Raw genomic sequence first — 23316 nt, 5'->3', positions numbered from 1 at the left:
CCCATCCCGCCAAGACCCCCACCCCTTGGAATTACTCATCTAGGCGGCGCGCCGACCCGGCGGAACGCTCAGTCGCTCAGGGGCGTGTGACGTCCGTCAACCCGCTCCTCCGGCCGGACGGGGCCCGGCGCCGTCCCCGCCCCGAAGGGCGAGCCGCCGAGGGACTCCCTGCCGTGCGCGGTCACCCAGTTGCCCAGGTCGGGACCCACGGGCACGATCTGGGACGGGTTGATGTCCTCGTGGACCACGAAGTAGTGCTGCTTGATCTGCTCGAAGTCCACGGTGTCGCCGAACCCGGGGGTCTGGAAGAGGTCCCGGGCGTAGCCCCACAGGTTCGGCATCTCGGTGAGCTTGTTGCGCGAGCACTTGAAGTGCGAGTGGTAGACCGGGTCGAAGCGCACCAGGGTGGTGAACAGCCGCACGTCCGCCTCGGTGATGTGCTCGCCCATGAGGTAGCGGCGGGTCGCGAGGCGGTCCTCGAGCCAGTCCATGGCGGCCCACAGCCGCTCGTAGGCCTTCTCGTGGGCCTGCTGGGAACCGGCGAAGCCGCACCGGTAGACCCCGTTGTTGACCTCGGTGTAGACGCGCTCCATGACCTCGCGCATCTCGTCCTCGAGCTCCGCCGGCCAGAGCTCGGGCGCGCCCTCGCGGTGGAAGGCGCTCCACTCCTTGGCGAGGTCCTCCGTGATCCGGGGGAAGTCGTTGGTCACGACCTTGCCGCTCGCGATCTCCACGACCGCCGGCACGGTGATCCCCCGGGGGTAGTCGGGATAGCGGGCGAAGTAGGCCTCCTGGAGCCGCTCGATGCCCAGCACCGGGTCCCGGCCGTCCGGGTCGAGGTCGAACGTCCACGAGCGCACGTCGTGGACGGGACCGGGCAGCCCGACCGACAGGACGTCCTCGAGCCCCAGGAGCCGTCGCACGATGAGGGTGCGGTTGGCCCAGGGACAGGCCCGTGCGGCGACGAGGCGGTACCGGCCGGCCTCGACGGGCCAGGCGTGGGCGCCCTCGGGCACTGCGGCGCGCTCCGGGTCGCGGACGATCCGGTCCTCGATGTAGGCGGTGTCCCGGGTGAACTCCTCGCCGGGACGCACGTAGGCACCGGCGGTGCTGTGCTCGGACCGCTGGGCGCTGCGCTGCGACATGGTGGCTCCTCGGGGTGCTGCTGGACGGGCGTCGCCGGCCGGGACGGCGGTCGGCGGCAGGGCGGCCGCACCTCCCGCCCCTCATTTTTGATGATATGTCAATCAGAGCAGGGGCGCCAGAGGAGCCGACGTCGGGGCCGAGGTCTACAGTAGAGGCGACCAGCACCCCTCCACCACGGAACAGCCCGCCCATGAGCACCCACGGCAACGAGCCCGAGTACGGGCAGCGCCTCCCGCCGCAGCACAACCCGTCCGGACCCGCGCCCCGGGGGGCCCGCGGACCCGCGGCCACCCCGCGGGCGGCCCGGCGAATGGCACGCGGACTCTCCTTCACCCTCGTGATGCTGGGCCTGCTGATCGGCGGGGGTCTCACCGCCCTCGGGAGCGCGTGGGGCTGGGTAGCCGGAGCGCTGCTCCTCCTGCCCGGGCTCGTGGGGTTCGTCGTCGTCCAGGCCCAGCTGCACCCGGCCCTGCGGGACGCCTCGGTGCCCCCGCTGCGGAGCCGTTCGCGACTGTGGCTCGCCCCCTCCGCGCTGCTGCTGCTGGGCGCCCTCCTCCTCGCCGGCGCCCTCGGGGCCCAGCCCCTGCTGGCGGGCACCTCGCGCGCGCACCTGGTCGAGGAGTACGTCAGCGTCCTGGTCGTCTCGGGCATGACCCTGGTGGTCGCCGCGGGACTGGGCTTCGGCCTCGTGGCCATGGCGTCCTTCACCCCGGTCGACGACGACGACTCCCCGCTGCGCCCCACCGGCTACGCCGAACGGCTCCGGCGGCCCGTGCACGGGCCCGGCGACCACTACGACTCGGAGTGGATCCACCGCCGCCGGGCCCGGTACGGCCGCGGGGCCGGTGACGACGCACGGGACACCCCGCCGGAGGGTCCGCCGGGCGGTTGACATTTGTTGACATGTCAATATATACTGGCGTCTTTTCCGCCCCACGAGAGGACTGCCGCATGAGCCACCCGGAGACCGGCGAGGTCAACTGGCTGACGGACGAGGAGCAGCGCGTCTGGCGCGGCTTCCTGGCTCTGAGCCGCGGCATGCAGACCGCGGTGGACCGCCAGCTGTCCCGGGACAGCGCACTGTCCGGCTCCGAGTACGAGGTCCTCGTGCTGCTGTCGGAGAGCGACACCGGCGTGATCCGCTCCCGCGACCTCCTCCACGAGCTCGGCTGGGAGCGCAGCCGCCTGTCCCACCTGCTCTCCCGGATGGCCCGGCGCGGACTGCTCGAGCGCCTGCCCTGCGACAGCGACGCGCGCGGCCTCGACGTGCGGATCACCCCGGAGGGACGGGGTGCGATCGAGGCCTCCGCCCCGGGCCACCTCGAACTGGTGCGGGCGGCGCTCATCGACCACCTGACCCGGGAGGAGATGGACGCGCTGCTCTCCGTCTCCGCCAAGGTGGTCCCCCGGCTCGAGGAACTGGGGCTGTGCTGACGCAGGCCTCCTGAGCCACCCGGGACTCGGGGCCCTGGATCCAGAGGTGGGGGCTCGGGGCTCGGGGCGACCCCGCTCCAGGACGACCCCGGACAGGGGACAGGCCCTGCCGCATGGGGGGATCGGCAGGGCCTGTCGGGCATCCCGATCGGGGGAATGGGACGCCAGTCGTCGGCAGGAACCATCCGGAGGCAGATGGGGGGATCACCTCCGGGCCATCGCCGACGACAGATTTACCTTAGACCCAGTGATCTGCATGAGCAAGCCGACTGCCCGTTCCGCACCCGTGTCGCCCCTGGTCCGGTGACCGCCCCCCCACCCGTGAGCCGACCGACCTGGACCCGCTGGCCTGGACCTGCCCGCCTCGCCCGCCTGCTCCGCGCACAGGAACGCCCCCGCCGGCTGGAGCCGGCGGGGGCGTTCCCGATGCGCCGCGGGTCTCGCGGCCGCGGGGTGGGGTCCTACTTGGTCTGGCCCTCCTTGGCGAGGACGTAGTCGTAGACGACCTCCTCGCCCTCGCCGCCGTCAGTGCGCGGCTTCGGGTCCAGCATCAGCTCGGGCTTGACCGCCGAGGCGATGTCGTCCTCGTTGTGCGGGTCGCCCGGGAAGTACAGCTGCTGGGTGACCAGCTGGTGCCCGGGGGCCGAGACCTTGATGTGGATGTGCGCCGGGCGCCAGGCGTGCCAGCCGGCGGCGGCGATCAGCTGCCCGCAGGCCCCGTCGGTGGGGATCTGGTACGGGGCCGGGCGCTTGGTGTTGATCTCGAAGTAGCCGTTCTCGTCGGCCTTCACGGTGCCGCGGAACAGCCACTCGGGCAGCTCCGGGGCGTACTGGGAGTAGAAGCCGTTGGCGTCGGCGTGCCAGATCTCCACCTGGGCGTCCTGGATGGGGTTGCCGTCGGTGTCGGTGAACCGGCCCTTGAACAGCAGCGGGGTGCCGGGCTCGTCGTCGCGCATCTCCAGGGTCGCCGGGGTGGGCAGCACCGGGGAGTCCGGCACGTAGTAGGGGCCCTCGATGGTGCCGACGGCGCCGGGGCGCTCCTGGGAGTTGACGTCCTCGATGGTGTGCTCCAGCCACACGTCCAGGAACAGCGGCCACTCCCCGTCGGTGCCGACCTTGATCAGCCAGGCCTTCAGGGCGTTGTACTCCTCGTAGGTGACCTGGTGCTCGACCGCGATGTCGTTGATCGCCTTGATCGCCGCGCCGGCCAGCAGGGACACCCGCTCCTTGGGCACGTCCAGCTTCGCCAGCTTGCCCGAGGCAGTGAACCGCTCGGTCGCCTTGGACCCGGCCTCGACCGCGGTGCCCTCGTTCTCCTTGCGCGTTGCCGCGCCGGTCTCCGTCATGGTGTTCTCCACATTCCTCGTTGAACGGTAGTCAGGGACGCCCGTCGTGCCCGTCGCTCCCGATGCAGCTCGAGGCCCTCAGCTCGAGGCCCTGGCTGTGACACCGGACACGTCGACGTCTCCCTCAGCCTAGGCCGAGCATCAGGACGCGACAAATATCGATTAGGCCGCTTTTGTGCGCATAATGCGGCATAAACCCACCCTTGGTTACTCCTGGGGGTTTGCCTGATGTGATCGCAGTCACGGGATACCAGACTGGCTCTGTACCGTCCGGCAGGAGCCGGTCGCAGCAGCGGCCCCGGCCCGCACGTCCCGAGCAGACGTCCCGCCCAGACATCCCGATCAGAAGGAGCACGTCATGACCGAGAACCTGACCCACGTTCGCGAGGTCCTCTCCGACGCCGTGGTGGACGACCGCGAGAACGGCGTCATCCGGGCCAAGCGGGAGATCTTCACCGACGAGGAGATCTTCGAGCTGGAGATGAAGTACATCTTCGAGGGCAACTGGGTGTACCTGGCCCACGAGTCGCAGATCCCCAACGTGGGCGACTACTTCACCACCTACATCGGCCGCACCCCGGTGGTGATCACCCGCGACAAGGACGAGAACCTCAACTGCATCGTCAACGCGTGCTCCCACCGCGGCGCGATGCTGTGCCGGCGCAAGACGGACAACCGCACCACCTTCACCTGCCCGTTCCACGGCTGGACGTTCAAGAACTCCGGCGAGCTGCTGAAGGTCAAGGACGGGCGCAACGGCGGCTACCCGGAGAACTTCAACAAGGAGGGCTCCCACGACCTGACCAAGGTCGCCCGCTTCGAGTCCTACCGCGGCTTCCTGTTCGGCTCCCTGAACCCGGACGTGCTGCCCCTCCAGGAGCACCTGGGCGACGCCACCACGGTGATCGACTCGATCGTGGACCAGTCCCCCGAGGGCCTGGAGGTCCTGCGCGGCGCCTCGACCTACACCTACGACGGCAACTGGAAGGTCCAGGCGGAGAACGGCGCCGACGGCTACCACGTGACCTCGGTGCACTGGAACTACGCCGCGACCACCGCCCGCCGCACCGCCGGGGACTCCGCCAACACGACCAAGGCCATGGACGCCGGCAAGTGGGGCAAGGTCAAGGGCGGGTTCTACTCCTACGAGCACGGCCACCTGCTGCTGTGGCAGGAGTGGACGAACCCCCAGGACCGCCCGCTGTGGGACCGCCGCGAGGAGCTCGTCGACAAGTACGGCGAGGAGATGGCGAACTTCATGATCAACATCTCGCGCAACCTCTGCCTGTACCCGAACGTGTACATCATGGACCAGTTCTCCTCGCAGATCCGGCACTTCCGCCCGATCTCCGCGGACCAGACCGAGGTCACCATCTACTGCATCGCCCCCAAGGGCGAGTCGCAGGAGAACCGCTCCAAGCGGATCCGCCAGTACGAGGACTTCTTCAACGCGACCGGCATGGCGACCCCGGACGACCTCGAGGAGTTCCGCTCCTGCAACAAGACCTACTGGGCCACCTCCGCCCCGTGGAACGACATGTCCCGCGGCGCCGCGCACGAGATCCAGGGGCCCGACGAGCAGGCCCAGGCCCTCGGCATGACCAAGGTCATCGCCTCCGGCGTGCGCACCGAGGACGAGGGCCTGTACCCGATCCAGCACAGCTTCTGGAAGGACGTCATGGACAAGGGGCTGGCCGCGGAGGAGCGCGCCGCCGAGCAGCCCGCCCCCGCGACCGCCTGACCCGGACTCCGCCGAACCACAGAAAAGAGTGCAGAACACCATGGCCAACCTGCTGAACCCCGTGACGGCGCTGAAGACCGCCGAGGAGATCGCGACCCTCGAGACCGTGCGCGCCTTCCTCTACAAGGAGGCCCGCCTCCTGGACGACCGCCAGTTCGACGAGTGGCTCGAGTGCTACCACCCGGACTCCGAGTTCTGGATGCCCTCCTGGGGCGACGACGACCAGCTGACCGAGGACCCCCAGAACGAGATCTCCCTGATCTACTACGACAACCGCGGCGGCATCGAGGACCGCGTGTTCCGCATCAAGACGGACCGCTCCTCCGCCACGTCCCTGCCGGACCCCCGCACCGGGCACAACATCACCGACGTGGAGATCCTCGCCCACGACGGCGACCAGGTGCAGGTCCGCTTCAACTGGTTCACGCTGTACTTCCGCTACAACACGACGGACACCTACTTCGGCACCAGCTTCTACACGATCGACCTCTCGGGCGAGCAGCCGGTCATCCTGAAGAAGAAGGTCGTCCTGAAGAACGACTACATCCACCACGTCGTGGACGTCTACATGATCTGACGCCTGCCGTGGCCGGCCCCGCACGGGGCCGGCCACGGCGGACCGTCGACATCCCGTGCTCACCGAGCACGCCCCACAGACTTTTCCGGGCCGCGCGGACGCGGTCCCCCACCCAGGAGGAAATCATGGGCCACCAGGTAGCCCTCAGCTTCGAGGACGGCGTCACGAAGGTCGTCAAGGTCGGCGACTACGAGACCGTCCTGGACGCCGCCTACAAGGCGCGCATCAACATTCCCGCGGACTGCCGGGACGGCGCCTGCGGCACCTGCAAGGCCTTCTGCGACTCCGGCACCTTCGACCCCGGGGACTTCATCGACGACGCCATGACCGAGGACGAGCTCGAGAAGGGCTACCTCCTCACCTGCCAGGCGGTCCCCGAGTCCGACATGGCCATCCAGATCCCGGCGACCGCCGAGTCCGCGAAGACCTCCGCGGCGACGTTCACCTCCACGCTCCAGGAGCTGGACAAGCACTCCGAGACCACGATCTCCTTCACCCTCGACGTCGAGAAGCGGGAGGACCTCGCGTTCCTGCCCGGCCAGTACGTCAACATCAAGGTGCCCGGCACCGACGCCGAGCGCTCCTACTCCTTCAGCAGTGGCCCCGAGGTCGAGGGCGCGGCCTTCATGGTGCGCATCACCCCGCAGGGCGCGATGTCCGAGTACCTGCGCGACCGCGCCCAGGTCGGCGACACCGTCGAGTTCAGCGGCCCCTACGGCTCGTTCTTCCTGCGCGAGCCCAAGCGCCCGCTGCTGCTGCTCGCCGGGGGCACCGGCCTGGCCCCGCTCCTGTCGATCCTGGAGAAGCTCGCCGAGAACCCGCCCAGCACCCCGGTGCACCTGATCTACGGGGTGACCCGCGAGGCCGACATCGTGGGCCTCGACTGGATCCGCGCGTACGAGTCGAAGCTGCCCGGCTTCACTTGGGACTACATCGCCTCCGAGGAGGGCACCTCCGCCCCCCACACCGGGTACGTCACCCAGATCATCGAGCCCTCCCACCTCAACGACGGCGACGTCGACGTCTACCTGTGCGGCCCGCCGCCCATGGTCAACGCCGTCTCCAAGTGGCTGGACAGCGAGGGGATCGAGCCCGCGAACTTCTACTTCGAGCGCTTCGCACCGAAGGAGAGCACCGGCGGCGACGCCGAGACCGGCGCCCCTCCGTCCCCGGAGAAGGTGGCCGCCGAGGGCGACACCATGACCCGCACCGAGGCGGTCTCCTCGATGGAGACCGGCCGCCTGGAGTTCCGCAAGGAGGACAGCTTCGCCCACCTCGACGCCCGCATGGGCCTCGAGCTCGCCGTCACCGAGCTCATGATGGGCCGGCTGACCGAGGAGCAGCTCCACCAGTTCCGCCGGCTCGCCGAGGCCACCACCCACTCCGTGGGCGCCGGCACGGTCTCGGACCCCGAGGAGTACGTGCGGACCAACGAGGAGTTCCACGAGTACCTCTTCATGGTCAGCGACAACCCCGCGCTGCTGGAGTCCTACCGCCGGCTCGACGTGCGCGAGCAGATGGCCGCGACCTTCGAGGAGGGCACCGAGATCTTCGCCCGGGTCGCGCAGGACCACGTCGACGTCGTCGCGGCCTTCGAGGCGAACGACAAGGAGCGCGCCCGCGAGGTCATCATGGCCCACGCCCGCGACGCCAAGGAGACCATGTCCACGGCGATCGACGCCAAGGAGGCCGGCAACTGATGGGGGCGCCGTACGCGGGACAGTTCCTCACCCCGGGCCGCTTCGCCGGCAAGGTCGCGGTCGTGACCGGATCCGCGCAGGGCATCGGGCAGAAGGTGGCCGAGCGGATCGGCGCCGAGGGCGGCGCCGTCGTGCTCGTGGACCGCTCCGAGCTGGTGCACGAGGTCGCGCAGGGCATCACGGAGGCCGCCGAGGCCTCGGGCTCGGGCGGCTCCGCCACGTCCGTGACCGCCGACCTCGAGACCTGGGCCGGGGCCGAGCAGGCCGTCGAGGCCGCACTCGCGGCCCACGGTCGCGTGGACGTGCTCGTCAACAACGTGGGCGGCACCATCTGGGCCCGGCCCTACGAGGAGTACGACGAGGAGAAGATCGAGAAGGAGATCCGCCGCTCGCTCTTCCCGACGCTGTGGTCCTGCCGCGCGGTGCTCCCGGCCATGCTCGAGCAGGGCTCGGGCACGATCGTCAACGTCTCCTCGGTGGCCACCCGGGGCATGCACCGCGTGCCCTACGCCGCGGCGAAGGGCGGGGTGAACGCCCTGACCCAGTCGCTGGCCATGGAGGTCGCCGGCCGCGGCGTCCGCGTGGTCGCCACCGCCCCCGGCGGCACGGAGGCCCCGCCCCGCAAGGTCAAGCGCGGGCCCGAGGCCGAGAACGCCACGGAGAAGGCCTGGTACCAGGCGATCGTGGACCAGACCGTGGACTCCTCGTTCGTGAAGCGCTACGGCACGCTCGACGAGCAGGCCGCGCCCATCGTGTTCCTCGCCTCCGACGAGGCCTCCTACGTGACCGGCAGCGTCCTGCCGGTCGCCGGCGGGGACCTCGGCTGAGCGTCCGGTGACGCAGGCCCGCCGGCGCGGCCGTGCACCCCGCCGGGGTAGACTCGCGGCCATGACGGCGGGCCTGCACCACGGCGACTCCGGGGACGAGTTCCCGCTGGTCGGGCGGGCCGGCGCCCTGGAGGAGCTGGTCGACGTCCTGCGGACCGTGCGCAAGGGCCACGTCCGCACCGTGGTGCTCGACGGCCCGCTGGGCTCGGGCAAGACGGCCCTGCTCGAGCTCTTCCTGGACCACTGCCGCTCCACCGCCCGGGGGGTCCGGGTGCTCAGTGCGACCGGCGACGAGTGGGAGTCCCAGCTCGCCCTGGCCGGGTACAGCCAGCTCATGCTCGCCACGCCCCTGCGCTCGTCCCGGGGCTTCGACGGCGAGCCCGCGCTGCCCTCGGCCCCGGTCGCGGAGCTGAGCCCCGCGCAGGCCGTGAACTACGCCGCCACCCTGAGCACCCACCTCGAGAGCCTGCAGACCCGCGGCACCGTGGTGGTCACCGTCGACGACGTCCACCGGCTGGACGAGCAGAGCCTGCGCATCCTGGTGTTCGTCATGCGCCGGATGCACGGCAAGCGGGTCATGTTCGTCCTGACCCTCGACCCGTCGCAGTCCCGGCACGTCCCGGCCGGCGTGCTCGACTTCCTCACCGGCCACCAGGTGCAGCGCATCCCCCTCGAGCCGTTCGGCGCCGAGGAGGTCCGGGCCGCGGCCCGCCGGTACTTCGGCCTCGACCTCGGCGCGACCGCCGCGCACCGGCTCGCCCGGCACACCGGCGGGCTGCCCCAGCAGGTGCTCGAGCTGCTGCACGAGCTGCCCGAGGACACCTGGCACTCCTGGTTCGCGGACCTGCCTGCGAGCTCCCGGGTGCGCGCCCGCGTGCACAGCGTCCTCACCGGCGCCTCCCCCGACCTGGTGCGCACGGCCGAGGCCGTCGCCGTGCTGGGCCGCAGCGCGGGCCTGTCCGAGGTGGGCCACGTGAGCGGGGTGGACGCCCTGATGGATGCGCTCGACGAGGGCCACCGCGCCGGGCTGCTGGACCTGGCCGTGGACCAGGCCCGCTCGGTCGTGCAGTTCTTCGAGCCGGGCGCCGCCGAGGCCGTCTACGGGCTGATCGTGCCGAGCCGGCGGATCGAGCTGCACCGGCGGGCCTCGGCCGCCGTGCACGAGGAGGGCGAGCAGCTCGGCCACCGCGTCTCCGCCACCCCGGGCCCCGACGAGGCGCTGGCCGTGGAGCTCGAGGCCTTCGCCGGCCGGCAGGCGATGGTGGGGGCCTGGCAGGAGGTCGCCACGGCACTGTTCTCGGCGTCCCGGCTCTCCGCGGACGCGCGCGCCCGCAACGACCGTCTCCTGCGGGCCGTGGACGCCCTCGTCGGCTCGGGCAACATCGCCCAGGCCGACATGTGGACGGCCGCCGTGGACGCCATGCCGTCCTCCCCCCTGCGCTCGTCGGTGCTCGGCTACCTCTCCACGGTCTCGGGGCAGAACCGCAGCGCGCAGACCCAGCTCGAGATGGCGTGGCGCACGAGCAACCGGCAGCGGGACCCGGCGTCCGCGGCGCAGATCGCCCAGCGCTTCGTGCTGCACGGCGTGGCCTCCTGGGACGGGCCCCTCATCACCCGGTGGGCGGAGACCGCGATGTCGCTCACCGATCCCGGCACCCCGGCCCACATCGAGTCCGAGGCCATCTACGGCCTGGGCCTCTTCGCCCAGGGCCGGCTGCGGGACGCCGAGGCCTCCTACGAGCGGGCCTTCGAGCACGCCGCGGAGAACGCCCAGAAGCAGCGCGTCCAGATGGGCGCCGGGTGGCTCGCCCTGCGCGCCGACGACGTGGAGTCGGCGCTCGTCAACTTCCAGGCGGCGGCCCCCACCGAGTACCGGGGCGGGTCCCTGCGGATCTCCCTGTGGGCGGACGCGTGGCTGGCGCGCACCCAGCTGGTGCTGGGCGACTGGGACGCCGCGGCGGCCACGGTCTCCCGCGCCTCGGTGCGTCTCGAGACCTCGCGGATGCCGCTGATCCGGCCGCTCCTGTACTGGACCGCCGCGGAGCTGTGGTCGATGCGCGGGGACTGGGACCGCGCCCGCCACTACGTCTCCCAGGCCGCCGTGCAGCCGGGCACCTACCGGGCCATGCAGGTCCCGGCCAGCCTCGCGCGGGCCCGCTTCCACGAGGCCCGCGCCGACTACGAGAGCGCCCTGGGGGTGCTGCAGCCGCTCACGGACCTCGACCCGTGGACCGACGAGCGGGTCTCCTTCTGGCCGTGGCAGGACAGCTACGTCAACGCCCTCGTCATGACCGACCGGCTCGAGGACGCGGACACCTTCCTCACCGCGTTCGAGAGGGTGCGCCGCGAGCGGCGGATCCCGTCCGACGAGGCCCGCACGGCGTGGGCCCGGGGCAGGATCCTCGCCGCGCAGGGCGACCCGGACACCGCGCGCGAGCACTTCGAGGCGGCCCTGGGCCAGCTGCGCGGGCTCAACCGCCCGTACCTGCGCGCCCGGATCAGCTTCGCCTACGGGCAGAGCATGCGCCGCGCGGGCAAGCGGCGCCTGGCCTCCACCGTGCTGCGGACCGCGCGGGACCTCTACGACTCGCTGGGCGCCGCCACCTACGTGGAGCGCTGCGACCGCGAGCTCAAGGCGACCGGTCTCGACGTCGGGAACCTGCCCGATCCCTCCGACCCGGTGCTCGCGGCCGTGGGCCGGACCACCGTGCAGCTCACCGCCCAGGAGCAGGCGGTGGCCGAGCTCGTCGCGGGCGGGGCCACCAACAAGGAGACCGCGCGGGCCCTGTTCCTCGCCGAGAAGACCGTCCAGTACCACCTGACCCGCATCTACGGGAAGCTCGGGATCCGCTCCCGCAGCGAGCTCGCCGCCTCGCGGGCGGGACCGTCCTGCTGCTACTTCACGTCGGAGGGGTGCTTGGCCAGCGGCACCACGGTGACGTCCATGTAGGGGAACAGCGGCAGGTTCTGCAGGATGTCGTGCAGCTCGTCGTGGGACTCGACGTCGAAGACCGAGTAGTTGGCGTACTCGCCGACCACGCGCCAGATCTCCGGCCACTTCCCGGAGCGCTGCAGCTCCTGGGAGTAGGCCTTCTCGGTGGCCTTGATCTCCGCGGCCTCCTCGGCGGGCATGTCGGTGGGGAGGTTGATGTCCATGTGGACCAGGTACTTCACGGTGCGTCCTTCCGTCGGTTCGGGATGTCGGTTCGGGATGTCGGTCGGCCGGGATGTCGGCCGGGTGCCGGCGCCCGGCCCGGCCGGGGTGCGGCGGGCGGAGCGGCGCGGTGCGGCGCTACCGGTCGGTGCGGTAGTGGGTGAGCTTGTCCTCGTCCACGGCGGTGCCCGTCCCGGGCACCTCGGGCACGCGGATCCGGCCCTCGGCGATGACCACGGGCTCGGCCAGGAGGTCGTCGGCCATGTCCAGGAAGTTGGACAGCTCCCCGGCCCGCTTCGAGGTGTGGGCCAGCGCGGCGCCGAAGACCACGGAGGCGATCGTGCCCACCTGGGTGTCGATCTGGTTGCCCACGTACACGTCGATGCCCATGCCCTCGGCCATGCCGACGATCTTGGCGGCCTCGGTGAACCCGGACCGGGCGGTCTTCACGGCCAGCAGGTTCGCCCCACCGGTGAGGATCTCCTTCGCGGCCTCCCCGAGGTTCGGGGCGGACTCGTCGGCGGCGATCGGGATCGTCGACCGCTCCACCAGCCGGCGGCGGCCGAGCACCTCGCGGGCGTCGTCGGGCTCCTCGAGGAACTGCAGGCCCAGGTCCTCGGTGCGGCGCAGCACCTCCATCGCCTCGTTGGCGGACCAGCCGCGGTTGGCGTCCATGTAGAGCTCGGCCTCCTCGCCCAGGCCCTCGCGCAGCACCCGGGCGGCCTCGACGTCGAGGCCGACCGGGTGCCGGCCGGTCTTGAGCTTGAACGTGCTGATCCCGTAGGTCTCGCGGAACTCCAGCGCCAGGTCCAGCAGCTCGGCGGCGGGCTTGAAGCCGAGCATGTGCGAGACCCGCATGGAGTCGGTGAACCCGCCCAGCAGCCTGCTCACGGGCTGCCCGAGGCCCTGGCCGATGACGTCCCACAGGGCGATGTCCACCGCGCCCTTGGCCGTCTGGTTGTGGATGGTGCGGGCCAGCACGGCCTGGACCTTCTCCCGGTCCAGGACGTCCAGGCCGACCAGCTGCGGGGCGAAGACGTCCTCGACCACGGCCACGATGGACTTCTGGGTCTCGCCGTAGGTGTAGGGCCGGGGCGGGGTGTCGGCGGTGCCCACGATCCCGTCGTCGGTGGTGATCCGCACCAGCACGTGGTCCGCCTCGTGGACGGCGCCCGAGGCGAAGTGCAGGGGGTGGACGTAGGGGATCGAGTAGGGGATCGCCTCGATGGTCGCGATCTTCATGGGCGGGCGGGCCTTTCGTGGGCGGGTGGGACGGGCTCGCCGCCGGGGGCCCCGGGGGCGTCCTGGACGTCGACGACGAGGTCGATGAAGTTGTGCAGCAGGGCGGAGCGGTCCTCGCGCCGCCACGCCACGGCGAGCTCGATCTGCGGCGAGTGCTCGATGTCGCGGTAGACCACGCCCTCGAGCTGGAAGGCGCGCACCCCGGCGGGCACCACGGCCACCCCGCCGCCGGCCGCCACGAAGGACAGCAGCGTGGACGTCTCGCCCGCCAACTGGGCGATCCGGGGCTGGAAGCCGGCCTGGCGGCAGAGGTCCGCGGCGGTGCGGTAGAGCACGGAGTCGGGCGGGTAGGTGATGAACTCCTGGTCCTGCAGCTCGTGCACGGCCACGGGCAGGTCCACGGCCAGGGCGCTGAAGGAGGGCAGCGCCACCACCAGGGCCTCCCGCGCGACGACCCGGTACTCGATGTCCGCGGAGGCCACGGGCGGCCGCAGGAGGGCGGCGTCGAGGGTGTGGTCCCGCAGCCCCTCCTCCATGGCGGGGGTCAGCATCTCGCCGTGCAGGGCCAGCGACAGCCCGGGCATGGCGCTCTTCGCCCGCCGGACCACCCCCGGCATCACCCCGTAGGTGGCCGAGCCCGAGAAGCCGACGCGCAGCACGCCCGTGGCGCCCTGGCCCACCTGGTAGACGTCGGCCTTGAGGGCCTCGACCTCGTTGATGATCCGCCGGCCGCGGTCCAGGAGCACCTGGCCGGCGGCGGTGAGGTCCACCCGCCGGGTGGTCCGGTCCAGCAGCCGCACCCCGAGGTGCTCCTCGAGCTGGCGGATCTGCTGGGACAGCGGCGGCTGGGCCATGTGCAGGCGCTTGGCGGCGCGGCCGAAGTGGCGCTCCTCGGCCACGGCGATGAAGTAGTTGAGCTGCCGGATCTCCATCGTGACAGTGGTCCTTCCGCTCGGTCGGAGGGGCCGTCGTCGATCACCACCTCACGCATTGATCTACAGACTACACCAAAAGTGCCCTATTAGGACAGATCGTCGGTGCAATCGACGGGGTGTTCCAGAGCCTCCGACGGCCGCGGCCCGTGACCACGAGCCCGCGGAGTGGTGCAATGGGGCCATGCGCACCGACATCACGGCCGACCGGCACGGCTCCTTCGCCCGGGCGGTCAAGTCCCTCGTGGTCCCCCGCCCCATCGCGTGGGTCAGCTCCCGCTCGGCCGCCGGGGTCGACAACCTGGCCCCGCACTCGTTCTTCACGGTCGCCTCGGAGAACCCCACCGTCGTCCAGTTCGTCTCGGTCGGCGAGAAGGACAGCCTCCGCAACATCCGGCAGACCGGGGAGTTCGTGGTCAGCTTCGCGCCCGAGGGGCTGTTCGAGCGGATCAACGCGACCAGCACCGACTACCCTCCCGAGATCAGCGAGTTCGACGCCGTGGGCCTGACCCGTGAGCCCTCGCTCACCGTGGCCGTCCCCCGCGTGGCCGAGTCCCCCGCCGCCATCGAGTGCCGGCTGCACACGGACCCCATCCCCGTGGGCAACTGCTTCCTGGTCCTCGGCGAGGTCACGCACGTGGTCGTGGACGAGGAGGACATGGACGAGCGGGGCCCGGTCGTGCGGACGCTGCGCCCGATCGCGCGGCTCGGGCGCGACGAGTGGGGCGAGCTGGGACGGATCCGATCCATCCGGCGGACCCCCTACCGGGACGTCGCCCCGGAGGCGGACCTGCCCTGAGCGCCCCGGCTCAGAGCCGCACACCCGTGCGCCGGAGCTGCTCGCGGACCTCCCGGCGCTGGATCTTGCCGAGCATCGTGCGCGGGAGCTCCTCCACGGCCACGATCCGCCGGGGCACCTTGTAGCGGGCGAGACCCGCCCAGCAGTGCTCGCGCAGGGCCGCCTCGTCGAGGGCGGCGCCCGGCACGAGCGTCACGGCCGCGACGACCACCTCGCGACCGCCGGGGTCCACGAGCCCCACCACCGCGGCGTCCTCGACGGCGTCGTGCTGCCGCAGCGTGGTCTCGACCTCGCTGGGAGCCACGTTGAACCCCCCGGTGATCACGACCTCCTTGAGCCGGTCGACCACCCGCAGGAACCCGTCCTCGTCGACGGTGACGATGTCGCCGGTGCGCAGCCACCCGTCGTCCGTCAGCGCCCGGGCGGTCTCGTCGGGACGCCTCCAGTACCCCTGGAAGACCTGGGGGCCCCGGACCCACAGCTCCCCCGGCCGGTCCCGCGGGACGTCCTCGAGGGTCTCCGGGTCCACGAGCCGGATCTCGGTGGACGGGAACGGGATCCCGATCGAGCCCGCCCGGCGAGCGTCGTTGAGCGGATTGCAGGCGACGAGCGGGGAGCACTCGGTGAGGCCGTAGCCCTCGATCAGGATGCCCCCGGTGGACCGTTCCCACCGCTCCACGAGCGGGACCGGCAGGCTCATCGCCCCCGAGACGGCCACCGGGATCCCGTGCAGGTCGGCGCCCCGCTCCTGCGCGGCGTCGAGGATCTTCTCGTACACCGGCGGCACGGCGGGCAGCACCGTGGGCCGCGAGCGCTTCATCGCGCCGAGGACCAGGTCCGCGCGCACGGTCGGGAAGAGCACGAGCCTCGCCCCGAGGGACATCGCGAACGTCACCCCGAGGGTCAGGCCGAAGGCGTGGAAGAGGGGCAGCACGCCGTGCACCACCTCGTGCTCGCCGGAACCGAGCCAGTGCCGGCCCATGAGGGCGTTGGACTCGAGGTTGCGGTGCGTGAGCATCGCCCCCTTGGGCAGCCCGGTGGTGCCGGAGGTGTACTGCAGCAGCGCGAGGTCGTGGGCCGTGGGCCGCGGGTGCTCCGCGGCGATCGGGTCCGCGGCGAGCAGCTGCTGCCAGGGGATCGTGCCCGGGGCGGGGCCGGTGAGCTGGGCCCGGGCGGCCCGGGCGCCCGGCAGCGGCAGGCGCAGGGCCAGCCGCTTCGCGCGCGGCATCGCGGCGGTGACGTCCACGGACACGACCGCCTCGACCCGCAGGTCCGCGGGCAGGGAGCGCACCCGCTCGGCCGCCCGGTCCCAGACCACCGCCACGCGCGCGCCGTGGTCCTCGAACTGGTGGCGCAGCTCCGGGGCGGTGTAGAGCGGGTTGTGCTCGACGACCACGGCCCCCAGGCGCAGCACCGCGTAGAACGCCACGACGTGCTGCGGGCAGTTCGGCAGGACGAGCGCGACCCGGTCGCCGCGGCGCACGCCCAGCCGGCGCAGGCCCTCGGCCGCGCGGTCCACCTGCCGACCCAGGGCGGCGTAGGAGGTCGTGGCCCCGAAGAACTCGAGCGCGGTGCCCGCCCCGTGCCGGGCGACGGACCGCTCGAGCATGTGCACGAGGGAGGTCTCCGGCAGGTCGAGGTCCGCGGGGACGCCCGGGTCGTAGCTGGCGGTCCAGGGACGGGCGCGCAGGAACTCGCGCACGGTTTCGGCAGGCATGTCCCCGACACTACTCGGCGACACCGCCCGCGGGCCGGGACCGCCCACCGGGCCCGGCCCGGGGACCGGCCGTAGACTCCGATGCCATGACCCCCTCTTCGACACCCGGCTCGCCCTCGCCCGACGACCCGATGCCCTGGTCGGACACCGGTCCGCACGACTCCTCCGACGCCACGCGGCCGCTGCCCCCCGTCAGCCGGTTCGCCGCCACCGCCGGCGGCGCACCGGCTGACGCGGCCGGCGGGGACCGGGACCCCGGGAGCGGCGGGGACGAGGACTGGTCCTGGTACGACGAGGACGACCAGCACACCCGGCCGCTGCCGGCGGTGACCGCCCAGCGCCCGGTGCAGGAGGACCCGGGCCCGCGCACGGACCCGGCGCCCGTGCTCGGGGCCCGCGGCTCCGCACCGGGAGGCGGGCACGGCTCCGGGACGCTCGCCGGCGGAGCGCACGACCCCGGGGCCGGCGTCCCGTCCGGCGTCCCCGCCGGGGTGCCGGTCGACGCCGCGACCCGGCACGCCCGGCAGCGGGAGGAGTTCGGGGGCCTTCAGCTGGTCCCCGGCTTCTTCGGCTGGCTCAGCGCGATGGCCCTGACCTGGCTGCTGCTGGCGCTGGCGGGCCTCGCCGCCGCGGCGCTCGGGCTGCGGCTCGTGGACGGCGCCGGGGGCGTGGTGGACGACCTCGCCGCCGGCTCCGCGACGGCCTGGACGGGCGCGGCCGCCCTCGGCCTGGTCGAGTTCCTCGCCTTCCTGGGCGGCGGATACGCCGCGGGCCGGATGGCGCGCTTCTCGGGCGCCCGGCAGGGCGTGTCCGTGTGGCTGTGGTCCCTGTTCGGCCGCTCCGTGGCCACCGTCGCGGGACTGGTGTGGGCCGACACCGTCGGCCTGGCACCCGTCGGCGTCTCGGCCCAGGCGCTGATCGGCGACCTGCTGCTGCCCGGCCTGCTCGCGGTCGTGGCCGTGCTCGTCCTCGACCTGCTCGCGGCGGTGCTCGGCGGGCTGTGGGGCGTGCGCTACCACCGCCGGGTGGACCGCTGGGGAGAGGGCTGGGGGGATCCGGGCCGGTAACTTTGCGTCCCCGCACCGTGTCGAGTTCGCATCCCACCACAAGAAGGGGGACAATCGGAGCACCTCGGTGAGATCCGTCACCCCCACGCGGAAATCTGCGGACCGGCCCACCGAGCAGCACCCGGAGGAATCGCCCATGCCGTCCACCCTTGTCGCCGTCGTCGATGACCACGAGGTCGTCCGGGAGGGCGTCCGCCTCGTCTCCATGACCTCGCAGGCGGACGTGAAGCTCGTCGGATCGGCCTCCAGCGTCCCCGCCCTCCTCGACCAGCTGGGCCGGGACCCCGAGAACCCCGCGCTCACCGCCCAGGGCGCCAAGCGGATCGAGTGCGAGGTCGTGCTCCTGGACCTGTCCCTCGACGACATGTCCCGTCCCGCCACCAACGTGGAGCTGCTGCGCGCCGCCGGCATGAAGGTGCTGATCTTCAGCATCGGCGAGAACGCCGCGCTGATCCGCGAGGCCCTGCGGGCCGGGGCGCTGGGCCTGGTGCGCAAGTCGGACCCGCTCGAGCACGCCATCGAGGAGGCCCGCAACATCGCCGAGGGCAAGCCCGTGATCACCAAGGAGCTCGCCGCCGCGATCGACGGGGACGTGGAGTTCTCCCGCGCCAGCCTCTCCCCTCGGGAGCAGGAGACCCTGCGGCTCTACGCCTCGGGCTTCGCCCAGGTCCAGGTCGCGCGCCGGATGGGGATCAAGCAGAGCGCGGTCAAGACGAACATCGACCGCATCCGCGAGAAGTACGCGCGCGTCGGGCGCCCGGCGCCCACCAAGATCGACCTGCGCATCCGGGCCATCGAGGACGGGCTCGTGGAGCCCACCGCGGACATCACCACGGCGGAGAAGCATCTGTGAGCCGCCCCTCGCCGCGGTGAGGACCACCGCTCCGTGAGCCACCTCGCGTCCCGGCCCCCGCTCGCCTACCGGAAGGTCCCGGCCCGGCGGCGCCGCAGCAGCCTCCTGGTGCCGACCTCGCCGCAGGAGCTGGGGATGAACTCCTACCGCATCCACCTGCTCGCGAACATCTGCCACGGGCTGGTCGTCGTCGCGCTCTTCCTGGAGGCCCTCACCATCGTCGGGGACCAGCTGCCCGCCTTCGATCGGTGGCACCTGGTGTTCCTGGTGGCGCTCATGCTCAACGGCTGCGCGATGCTCCTCCAGGGCGCCCGGCGGCAGGTGCGGATGTGGCCGGTGCTCGCGGCGCCGGTGCTCGTGGCGCTCGCCGTCCTGACCCTCCCGCTCGCCTGGACCGGCACCGCCCCGCCGCAGGACCCATGGGTGGAGCCCTTCATCCTGCTCGCGGCCGCCGCCACCGTGGTCGCGTGGAGCATCGAGCTGGCGGTCGCCTACCTGGTGTCCGTCACGGTGTTCTACGTCCTGGTCATGGTGCGCATCACGGAGGCCGCGGACGTGATGGGCGTGCTGTTCGACGCCACGAGCCGGATCGCGTTCGGCGTGGTCCTCGTGGTGCTGATCAGCCTGGTCTACCGGGGTGGGCAGAACGCGGACCAGGTCTACGCGGCCGCGATCGCGCAGGAGCTGCAGCTGAACCGCTCGCGCTCCCAGGCCGAGGAGCAGGAGCGGCTGGACCGGCTGATCCACGACAACGTCATGGCCGCCCTGCTCGACGCCGGGCGGGCCCCGGGGCCCGTCCAGCGGCGCACCCGGGAACTGGCGCAGCGGGCCCTCGAGGTCCTCGCCATCGAGGAGCGCCGCGCCGAGGGCAAGGGCACCACCATGGTGCACACCCTGCTGGACGACCTGCTCGAGGCCCTGTCCCCGTGGCGCAGCCGGGTGCGCTTCAACAGCATCACCCCCTACATCAGGCCACCGGGCGAGCCGCGGCCCCTCATCCCCGTGGAGACGGCGCAGGCGCTCGTGCAGGCGGTCACCGAGGCGGTCTCCAACAGCGCCCGGCACGCCGGCACCGCGGTCACCTACGTGACCATGGACGGCGACGTGTGCCCGCCCACCCCCATCAATCCCGAGGGCTTCTTCCTGCGCTTCCAGGTGCTCGACCGCGGCCGCGGGTTCCAGGTCCGCAGCATCGACTCCCGCCGGCTCGGGGTACGCGTGTCCATCCTGGGCAACGTGCGCCACGTGGGCGGGGCGGTGGACGTCGACAGCGCACCGGGGCGCGGCACCCGCGTGACGATCCTCTGGCCCCGGGACGCCCAGCCGTGATCTCCCGCGCCCTCTTCCACCCCCTGAGCCTGGTGGCCGCCGCGGTGTTCTTCCTGATCCCCGTGGTGCTCGGGGTGCTGCAGACGCCCAGCATGGTGAAGCCGGACCTCATGCAGGCCGCGCTCGTGACCTACGTGGTCGCCGTGGCCCTGGTCGTGTACCCCTACGGGCAGCGCCGGCTGCCCGACCTGCCCGCGGCCCTGGGCGTGCTCCTCATGCTGGTCTCGATCCAGCGCTCCTACGACGCGCTGAACCCCCAGGCGGAGCTCTTCGGGGGCCAGTGGTTCACCCTGGGCTTCGATGGCTTCCTCGTGGCCCTGGGCATCCGGCGCCGCGCCGGGTGGGGCTGGGCCACGCTCGTCATCGCGGTGGCCGTGTCCATGACGTGGGGCGCCCGCTCCGCGCTCGGCCTCTGGGACGCCGCGCTGACGAACGCGGCGGCGGCGGCCCTGCTGCTCGCGAGCCAGCTCATCGCCCACGAGTACGACCGCGCCTCCGCGGCGTTCGCCGAGGCCCGGGACATGGTGATCTCCGCGCGCTCCCACGACGAGGCCGAGAAGGACACGGTCAACGCCTCCGTGCAGCGCGTGCACGAGGTGCGCCGCCTCGCGGGCGGGCTGCTCGAGCGGATCGCGCACGACCCCTCCCCGGTCTCCGAGTACGAGATCGAGCAGTTCCGGCTCACCGAGGCGCAGCTGCGGGACTCGATCCGGGGCCGCTCGATCGCCACCCCCTACCTGCTCGAGGTCACGCGGGCGGCGCGGGCCCGGGGCGTGCAGGTGGACATCCTGGACGAGCGCGGCAAGCCCCTGCCCACGGCGGTGCTGCGCGCGGCCACCCGTCAGGCCATGGAGGTGCTCAACGCCGCGACCTCCGGGTCGGTCACGATCCGCGCCTTCCCGGAGGGAGAGCCGGCCGCGGTGTTCATCGTCCACGACGGCAACGCCGGGGACGAGGAGCCCGTGGCCATCGAGATCGCCGACGGCACCGGCGAGGTCTCCCGGTTCTGACCGGCTCCACCGTCCGCGGTGCGGGCGCCCGCACTGCACGCGGGAGCGGAGTCCCGTCCCCGGGCGGCACCGTCCACAGGGGGCCGCGCCCGCCCCGGCCCGCCGTCCGGGCTCCCTACCGTGGCCCCATGGACACCGACTCCGCCGGGCACGGCCCGCACCCCGCCGACGACCGCACGGCTCCCCACGGCCTTCCCGGCGCTGAGGACCACCGGTCCCCGGGCCGCGCCCTCCGCGCCGACGGGACCCGCTGCCCCGACGACGCCGGCCGCACCGACGACCACCGGTCCCCTCACCGAGCCCTCCGCGCCGACGGGACCCGCTCCCCCGACGACGCCTTCCGAGCGGTGCTCTGCGGGGACGGCCTGCGCCGCTGCCCGTGGGCGCCCACCGGCCCGGCCGCCCTCGAGGAGCACGACCGGCGCTGGGGCGCACCGCCCACGGACGCCGCCGGCTGGTTCGAGGCCCTCAGCCTGGAGATCTTCCAGGCGGGGCTGGCCCGGTGGAGCATCGCCCAGCGCTGGGAGGGCCTGCGCCGGGCGCTGCGGGACTTCGACCCCGCGGAGATCGCCCGGATGACGGAGGACGACGTCGACGAGCTGCTCCTGGATCCCGGTGTCATCCGCAACCGGGTCAAGATCGAGGCCGTGGTGCACAACGCCCGCGCCTGCCGCGGGCTCGGGCCCGAGGACTGGGCGGCGCACGTCGCGGACCTGCGGCCGGCCGCCGCCGAGCCGCCCCCGACCGTGCTGGCGGAGGCCAGCCGCTCCCCCGAGGGGGACCGGCTGGCCGCCCGGCTCAAGGAGCAGGGCCTCGTGTTCGTGGGGCGCACCACCGCGCACCGGTTCCTGCTCCGCACCGGGGTGCTCCCCGGGCACCTCGAGGGGTGCTTCAGGTCCGGGACTGGAAGCGGAGGATGCGGGTGACGGCCTCCGCCACCCGGTCGGGCCCCGCGGCGAAGGACAGCCGGACCGTGCGGTGGCCGCGCGCGGCGTCGAAGTCCAGTCCCGGCACGACCGCGACCGCCTCCTCCTCGAGCAGCCGGCGGCACCACTGCAGGGAGCTCCCGTGCCGCTCGAGCTGCTCGCCGAGGTCGGCGTAGAGGTAGAACGCCCCGTCCGCCGGGGCGACCTCCCCCCACCGGAGCGCGGGCAGCGCCTCCAGGAGCAGGCTCCGGGAGCGCGCGAACTGCTCGACCGCCCGGTCCGCCTCGGCGTAGGCGTCCGGCGTGAAGGCCTCCACGGCGGCGAGCTGCGCCGCGGCGGGCGGGCAGAGGCTGAGGTTGCCGGCCAGCGCGTCGACCGCGGCCGCGAGGTCCCGGGGCAGCAGGGCCCAGCCCAGCCGCCACCCGGTCATCCCCCAGTACTTGGAGAACGAGGAGATCACCACCGCCTCGCGGTCGTGCTCCCACGCGCTGGTGCCCCGGTACGTCCCGCCGCCGCGCGGGCCGCCGCTTTCCGGGGCGGTGTGCACGATCCCGTGGTAGATCTCGTCGCTGATCAGGCGGGTCCCGTGCTCGGCGCACCACCGGGCCAGCGCCGCCAGCTCCGCGGGCTCGAGCACGGTGCCGGTCGGGTTCGCGGGGCCGGCCACCACCAGGCCCTGCAGCGGCCCGTGCGCGGCGACCGCGGCGTCGAGCATCCCGGGCGTGGGCTGGAAGCGGGTCGCCGCGCCGCAGTCGAGCTCCACCACGTCGGCGCCCAGCGCGGCCAGGGTGTTGCGGTAGGCCGGGTAGCCCGGCCGGCAGACCGCCACCCGGTCCCCCGCGTCGAAGGCCGCCAGGAAGGAGAGCACGAGCGCCCCGGAGGCCCCCGTAGTGATCGCGACCTCCTCGGGCCGGACGTCGAGCCCGTACCACCGGGCGTAGTGGCCGGCCACCGCCCGGCGCAGCGGCTCGATGCCGAGGGCGGGGGTGTAGCCCAGCCCCTCGTTGCGGGCGTGCACCCGGGCGGCCGCCCGGGCCACGGCGCCCGGGGCGCCGCCGGAGGGCTCTCCGGCGCAGAGGGAGACCACGTCCCGGCCGGCGGCCCGCAGGCGCTCGACGTCGGCGAGGATCTCCATCACCCGGAACGGCGGCACCGCCGAGCGGGCGGAGGGGCGGGGCGGCGGGTGCGGAGGCATGCGCCCAGCCTACGACCGCCGTCGCCCGCCGTCGCCCGCCGAAGCGCGGTCACGCCTCGCCGTCGTCGTCATGGGCACATCGGGGGACAGACTTTTGTCCAGGCCTCCGCAATACTGGTCCCAGTCCTGGACGTCAGGAGGTCGCGCTGAGGCGGTCCTCCGGGCGTGGGGGGACAGGTCTCCGGCAGCAGTGCCGGAGGCCGACGGGCAGGTTGCCACCGCGGCCGGCGTCGCACGAGTGATCCATCGTGAATGAGATGTGTGATTGTGTCTGGGGGGATTTCAATCACGGGTCCACCGGAGATGGGACGCCGGGCGCGG

The 23316-nt window shown here is 72.7% G+C and carries 20 protein-coding genes; 13 read left to right on the top strand and 7 right to left on the bottom strand.

Going from position 1 to position 23316, the window contains the following annotated elements:
- Window positions 1–68: 68 nt before the first annotated feature.
- Window positions 69–1145, bottom strand: a complete 1077-nt coding sequence (locus AVL61_RS08870) for a glutathione S-transferase family protein (RefSeq protein WP_058873982.1) — start codon at window positions 1143–1145, stop codon at window positions 69–71.
- A gap of 191 nt (window positions 1146–1336) precedes the next feature.
- On the opposite strand from AVL61_RS08870, the gene AVL61_RS08865 reads away from it, so the two are divergent.
- Together AVL61_RS08865 and AVL61_RS08860 are read left to right on the top strand one after the other, a co-directional pair.
- The gene (locus AVL61_RS08865) at window positions 1337–2038 is read left to right on the top strand and encodes a hypothetical protein (RefSeq protein WP_058873981.1); all 702 of its coding nucleotides are present in this window, start codon (window positions 1337–1339) and stop codon (window positions 2036–2038) included.
- 59 nt (window positions 2039–2097) lie between these two features.
- Window positions 2098–2580 (top strand): MarR family winged helix-turn-helix transcriptional regulator, encoded by a 483-nt coding sequence (locus AVL61_RS08860; RefSeq protein ID WP_058873980.1) that lies wholly within the window; start codon window positions 2098–2100, stop codon window positions 2578–2580.
- A 461-nt stretch (window positions 2581–3041) separates the two neighbouring features.
- Here the strand turns inward: AVL61_RS08860 and catA are convergent, their stop codons facing one another.
- Window positions 3042–3926 carry a catechol 1,2-dioxygenase gene (gene catA / locus AVL61_RS08855; RefSeq protein WP_058873999.1) on the bottom strand — a complete coding sequence of 295 codons (885 nt, stop codon included), beginning with the start codon at window positions 3924–3926 and terminating at the stop codon, window positions 3042–3044.
- Window positions 3927–4284: 358 nt separating this feature from the next.
- Between catA and benA the strand changes: the two genes are divergently transcribed.
- From benA to AVL61_RS08830, 5 genes are all read left to right on the top strand, one after another.
- Window positions 4285–5667 (top strand): benzoate 1,2-dioxygenase large subunit, encoded by a 1383-nt coding sequence (gene benA, locus AVL61_RS08850; protein ID WP_058873979.1) that lies wholly within the window; start codon window positions 4285–4287, stop codon window positions 5665–5667.
- Window positions 5668–5707: 40 nt separating this feature from the next.
- Window positions 5708–6244 carry a benzoate 1,2-dioxygenase small subunit gene (benB, locus tag AVL61_RS08845; protein WP_058873998.1) on the top strand — a complete coding sequence of 179 codons (537 nt, stop codon included), beginning with the start codon at window positions 5708–5710 and terminating at the stop codon, window positions 6242–6244.
- Window positions 6245–6369: 125 nt separating this feature from the next.
- A complete protein-coding gene (gene benC, locus AVL61_RS08840) occupies window positions 6370–7944 on the top strand; it encodes a benzoate 1,2-dioxygenase electron transfer component BenC (RefSeq protein ID WP_058873978.1) in 1575 nt (524 codons plus the stop codon).
- Complete coding sequence (locus AVL61_RS08835) at window positions 7944–8771, top strand: 1,6-dihydroxycyclohexa-2,4-diene-1-carboxylate dehydrogenase (RefSeq protein WP_058873977.1); 828 nt, start codon at window positions 7944–7946, stop codon at window positions 8769–8771. Before benC ends, AVL61_RS08835 begins: the two co-directional genes overlap by 1 nt.
- Before the next feature lie 61 nt (window positions 8772–8832).
- The gene (locus tag AVL61_RS08830; protein ID WP_231738340.1) at window positions 8833–11721 is read left to right on the top strand and encodes an AAA family ATPase; all 2889 of its coding nucleotides are present in this window, start codon (window positions 8833–8835) and stop codon (window positions 11719–11721) included.
- On the opposite strand, the gene catC is transcribed toward AVL61_RS08830, so the two are convergent.
- The 3 genes from catC to AVL61_RS08815 form a co-directional block, all read right to left on the bottom strand.
- Complete coding sequence (gene catC, locus AVL61_RS08825; protein WP_058873976.1) at window positions 11667–11945, bottom strand: muconolactone Delta-isomerase; 279 nt, start codon at window positions 11943–11945, stop codon at window positions 11667–11669. The genes AVL61_RS08830 and catC overlap by 55 nt on opposite strands.
- A gap of 118 nt (window positions 11946–12063) precedes the next feature.
- The gene (locus AVL61_RS08820; protein WP_058873975.1) at window positions 12064–13167 is read right to left on the bottom strand and encodes a mandelate racemase/muconate lactonizing enzyme family protein; all 1104 of its coding nucleotides are present in this window, start codon (window positions 13165–13167) and stop codon (window positions 12064–12066) included.
- A complete protein-coding gene (locus tag AVL61_RS08815; protein ID WP_058873974.1) occupies window positions 13164–14099 on the bottom strand; it encodes a LysR substrate-binding domain-containing protein in 936 nt (311 codons plus the stop codon). Before AVL61_RS08815 ends, AVL61_RS08820 begins: the two co-directional genes overlap by 4 nt.
- A 184-nt stretch (window positions 14100–14283) precedes the next feature.
- On the opposite strand from AVL61_RS08815, the gene AVL61_RS08810 reads away from it, so the two are divergent.
- Window positions 14284–14898: a flavin reductase family protein gene (locus AVL61_RS08810; RefSeq protein ID WP_058873973.1), complete on the top strand. Its 615-nt coding sequence runs from the start codon at window positions 14284–14286 to the stop codon at window positions 14896–14898.
- A 10-nt stretch (window positions 14899–14908) separates the two neighbouring features.
- Here AVL61_RS08810 and AVL61_RS08805 read toward each other — a convergent pair whose 3' ends face one another.
- Window positions 14909–16615, bottom strand: coding sequence for a long-chain-fatty-acid--CoA ligase (locus AVL61_RS08805; protein ID WP_058873972.1), 1707 nt, complete (start codon window positions 16613–16615; stop codon window positions 14909–14911).
- Between the two features lie 86 nt (window positions 16616–16701).
- On the opposite strand from AVL61_RS08805, the gene AVL61_RS08800 reads away from it, so the two are divergent.
- The 5 genes from AVL61_RS08800 (at window position 16702) to AVL61_RS08780 (ending at window position 21800) form a co-directional block, all read left to right on the top strand.
- Window positions 16702–17682: a hypothetical protein gene (locus AVL61_RS08800; RefSeq protein WP_157571351.1), complete on the top strand. Its 981-nt coding sequence runs from the start codon at window positions 16702–16704 to the stop codon at window positions 17680–17682.
- A gap of 136 nt (window positions 17683–17818) precedes the next feature.
- The gene (locus AVL61_RS08795) at window positions 17819–18535 is read left to right on the top strand and encodes a LuxR C-terminal-related transcriptional regulator (RefSeq protein WP_058873970.1); all 717 of its coding nucleotides are present in this window, start codon (window positions 17819–17821) and stop codon (window positions 18533–18535) included.
- A gap of 33 nt (window positions 18536–18568) precedes the next feature.
- Complete coding sequence (locus AVL61_RS08790; protein ID WP_058873969.1) at window positions 18569–19864, top strand: sensor histidine kinase; 1296 nt, start codon at window positions 18569–18571, stop codon at window positions 19862–19864.
- Entirely contained in the window at window positions 19861–20874 is a 1014-nt protein-coding gene (locus AVL61_RS08785; RefSeq protein WP_058873968.1) for a hypothetical protein, read from the top strand. The genes AVL61_RS08790 and AVL61_RS08785 overlap by 4 nt, the downstream gene beginning before the upstream one ends.
- Before the next feature lie 128 nt (window positions 20875–21002).
- The gene (locus tag AVL61_RS08780; RefSeq protein WP_058873967.1) at window positions 21003–21800 is read left to right on the top strand and encodes a DNA-3-methyladenine glycosylase I; all 798 of its coding nucleotides are present in this window, start codon (window positions 21003–21005) and stop codon (window positions 21798–21800) included.
- Here AVL61_RS08780 and AVL61_RS08775 read toward each other — a convergent pair.
- On the bottom strand, window positions 21766–22995 hold the full coding sequence (locus tag AVL61_RS08775) for an aminotransferase class I/II-fold pyridoxal phosphate-dependent enzyme (protein WP_058873966.1): 1230 nt from the start codon (window positions 22993–22995) through the stop codon (window positions 21766–21768). The two genes, AVL61_RS08780 and AVL61_RS08775, sit on opposite strands and share 35 nt — an antisense overlap.
- Window positions 22996–23316 lie beyond the last annotated feature (321 nt).

The organism is Kocuria rosea subsp. polaris (genome assembly GCF_001483755.1).
Taxonomy (GTDB): Bacteria; Actinomycetota; Actinomycetes; order Actinomycetales; family Micrococcaceae; genus Kocuria; species Kocuria cellulosilytica.
This window is presented reverse-complemented; position numbering and strand designations above follow the sequence as displayed.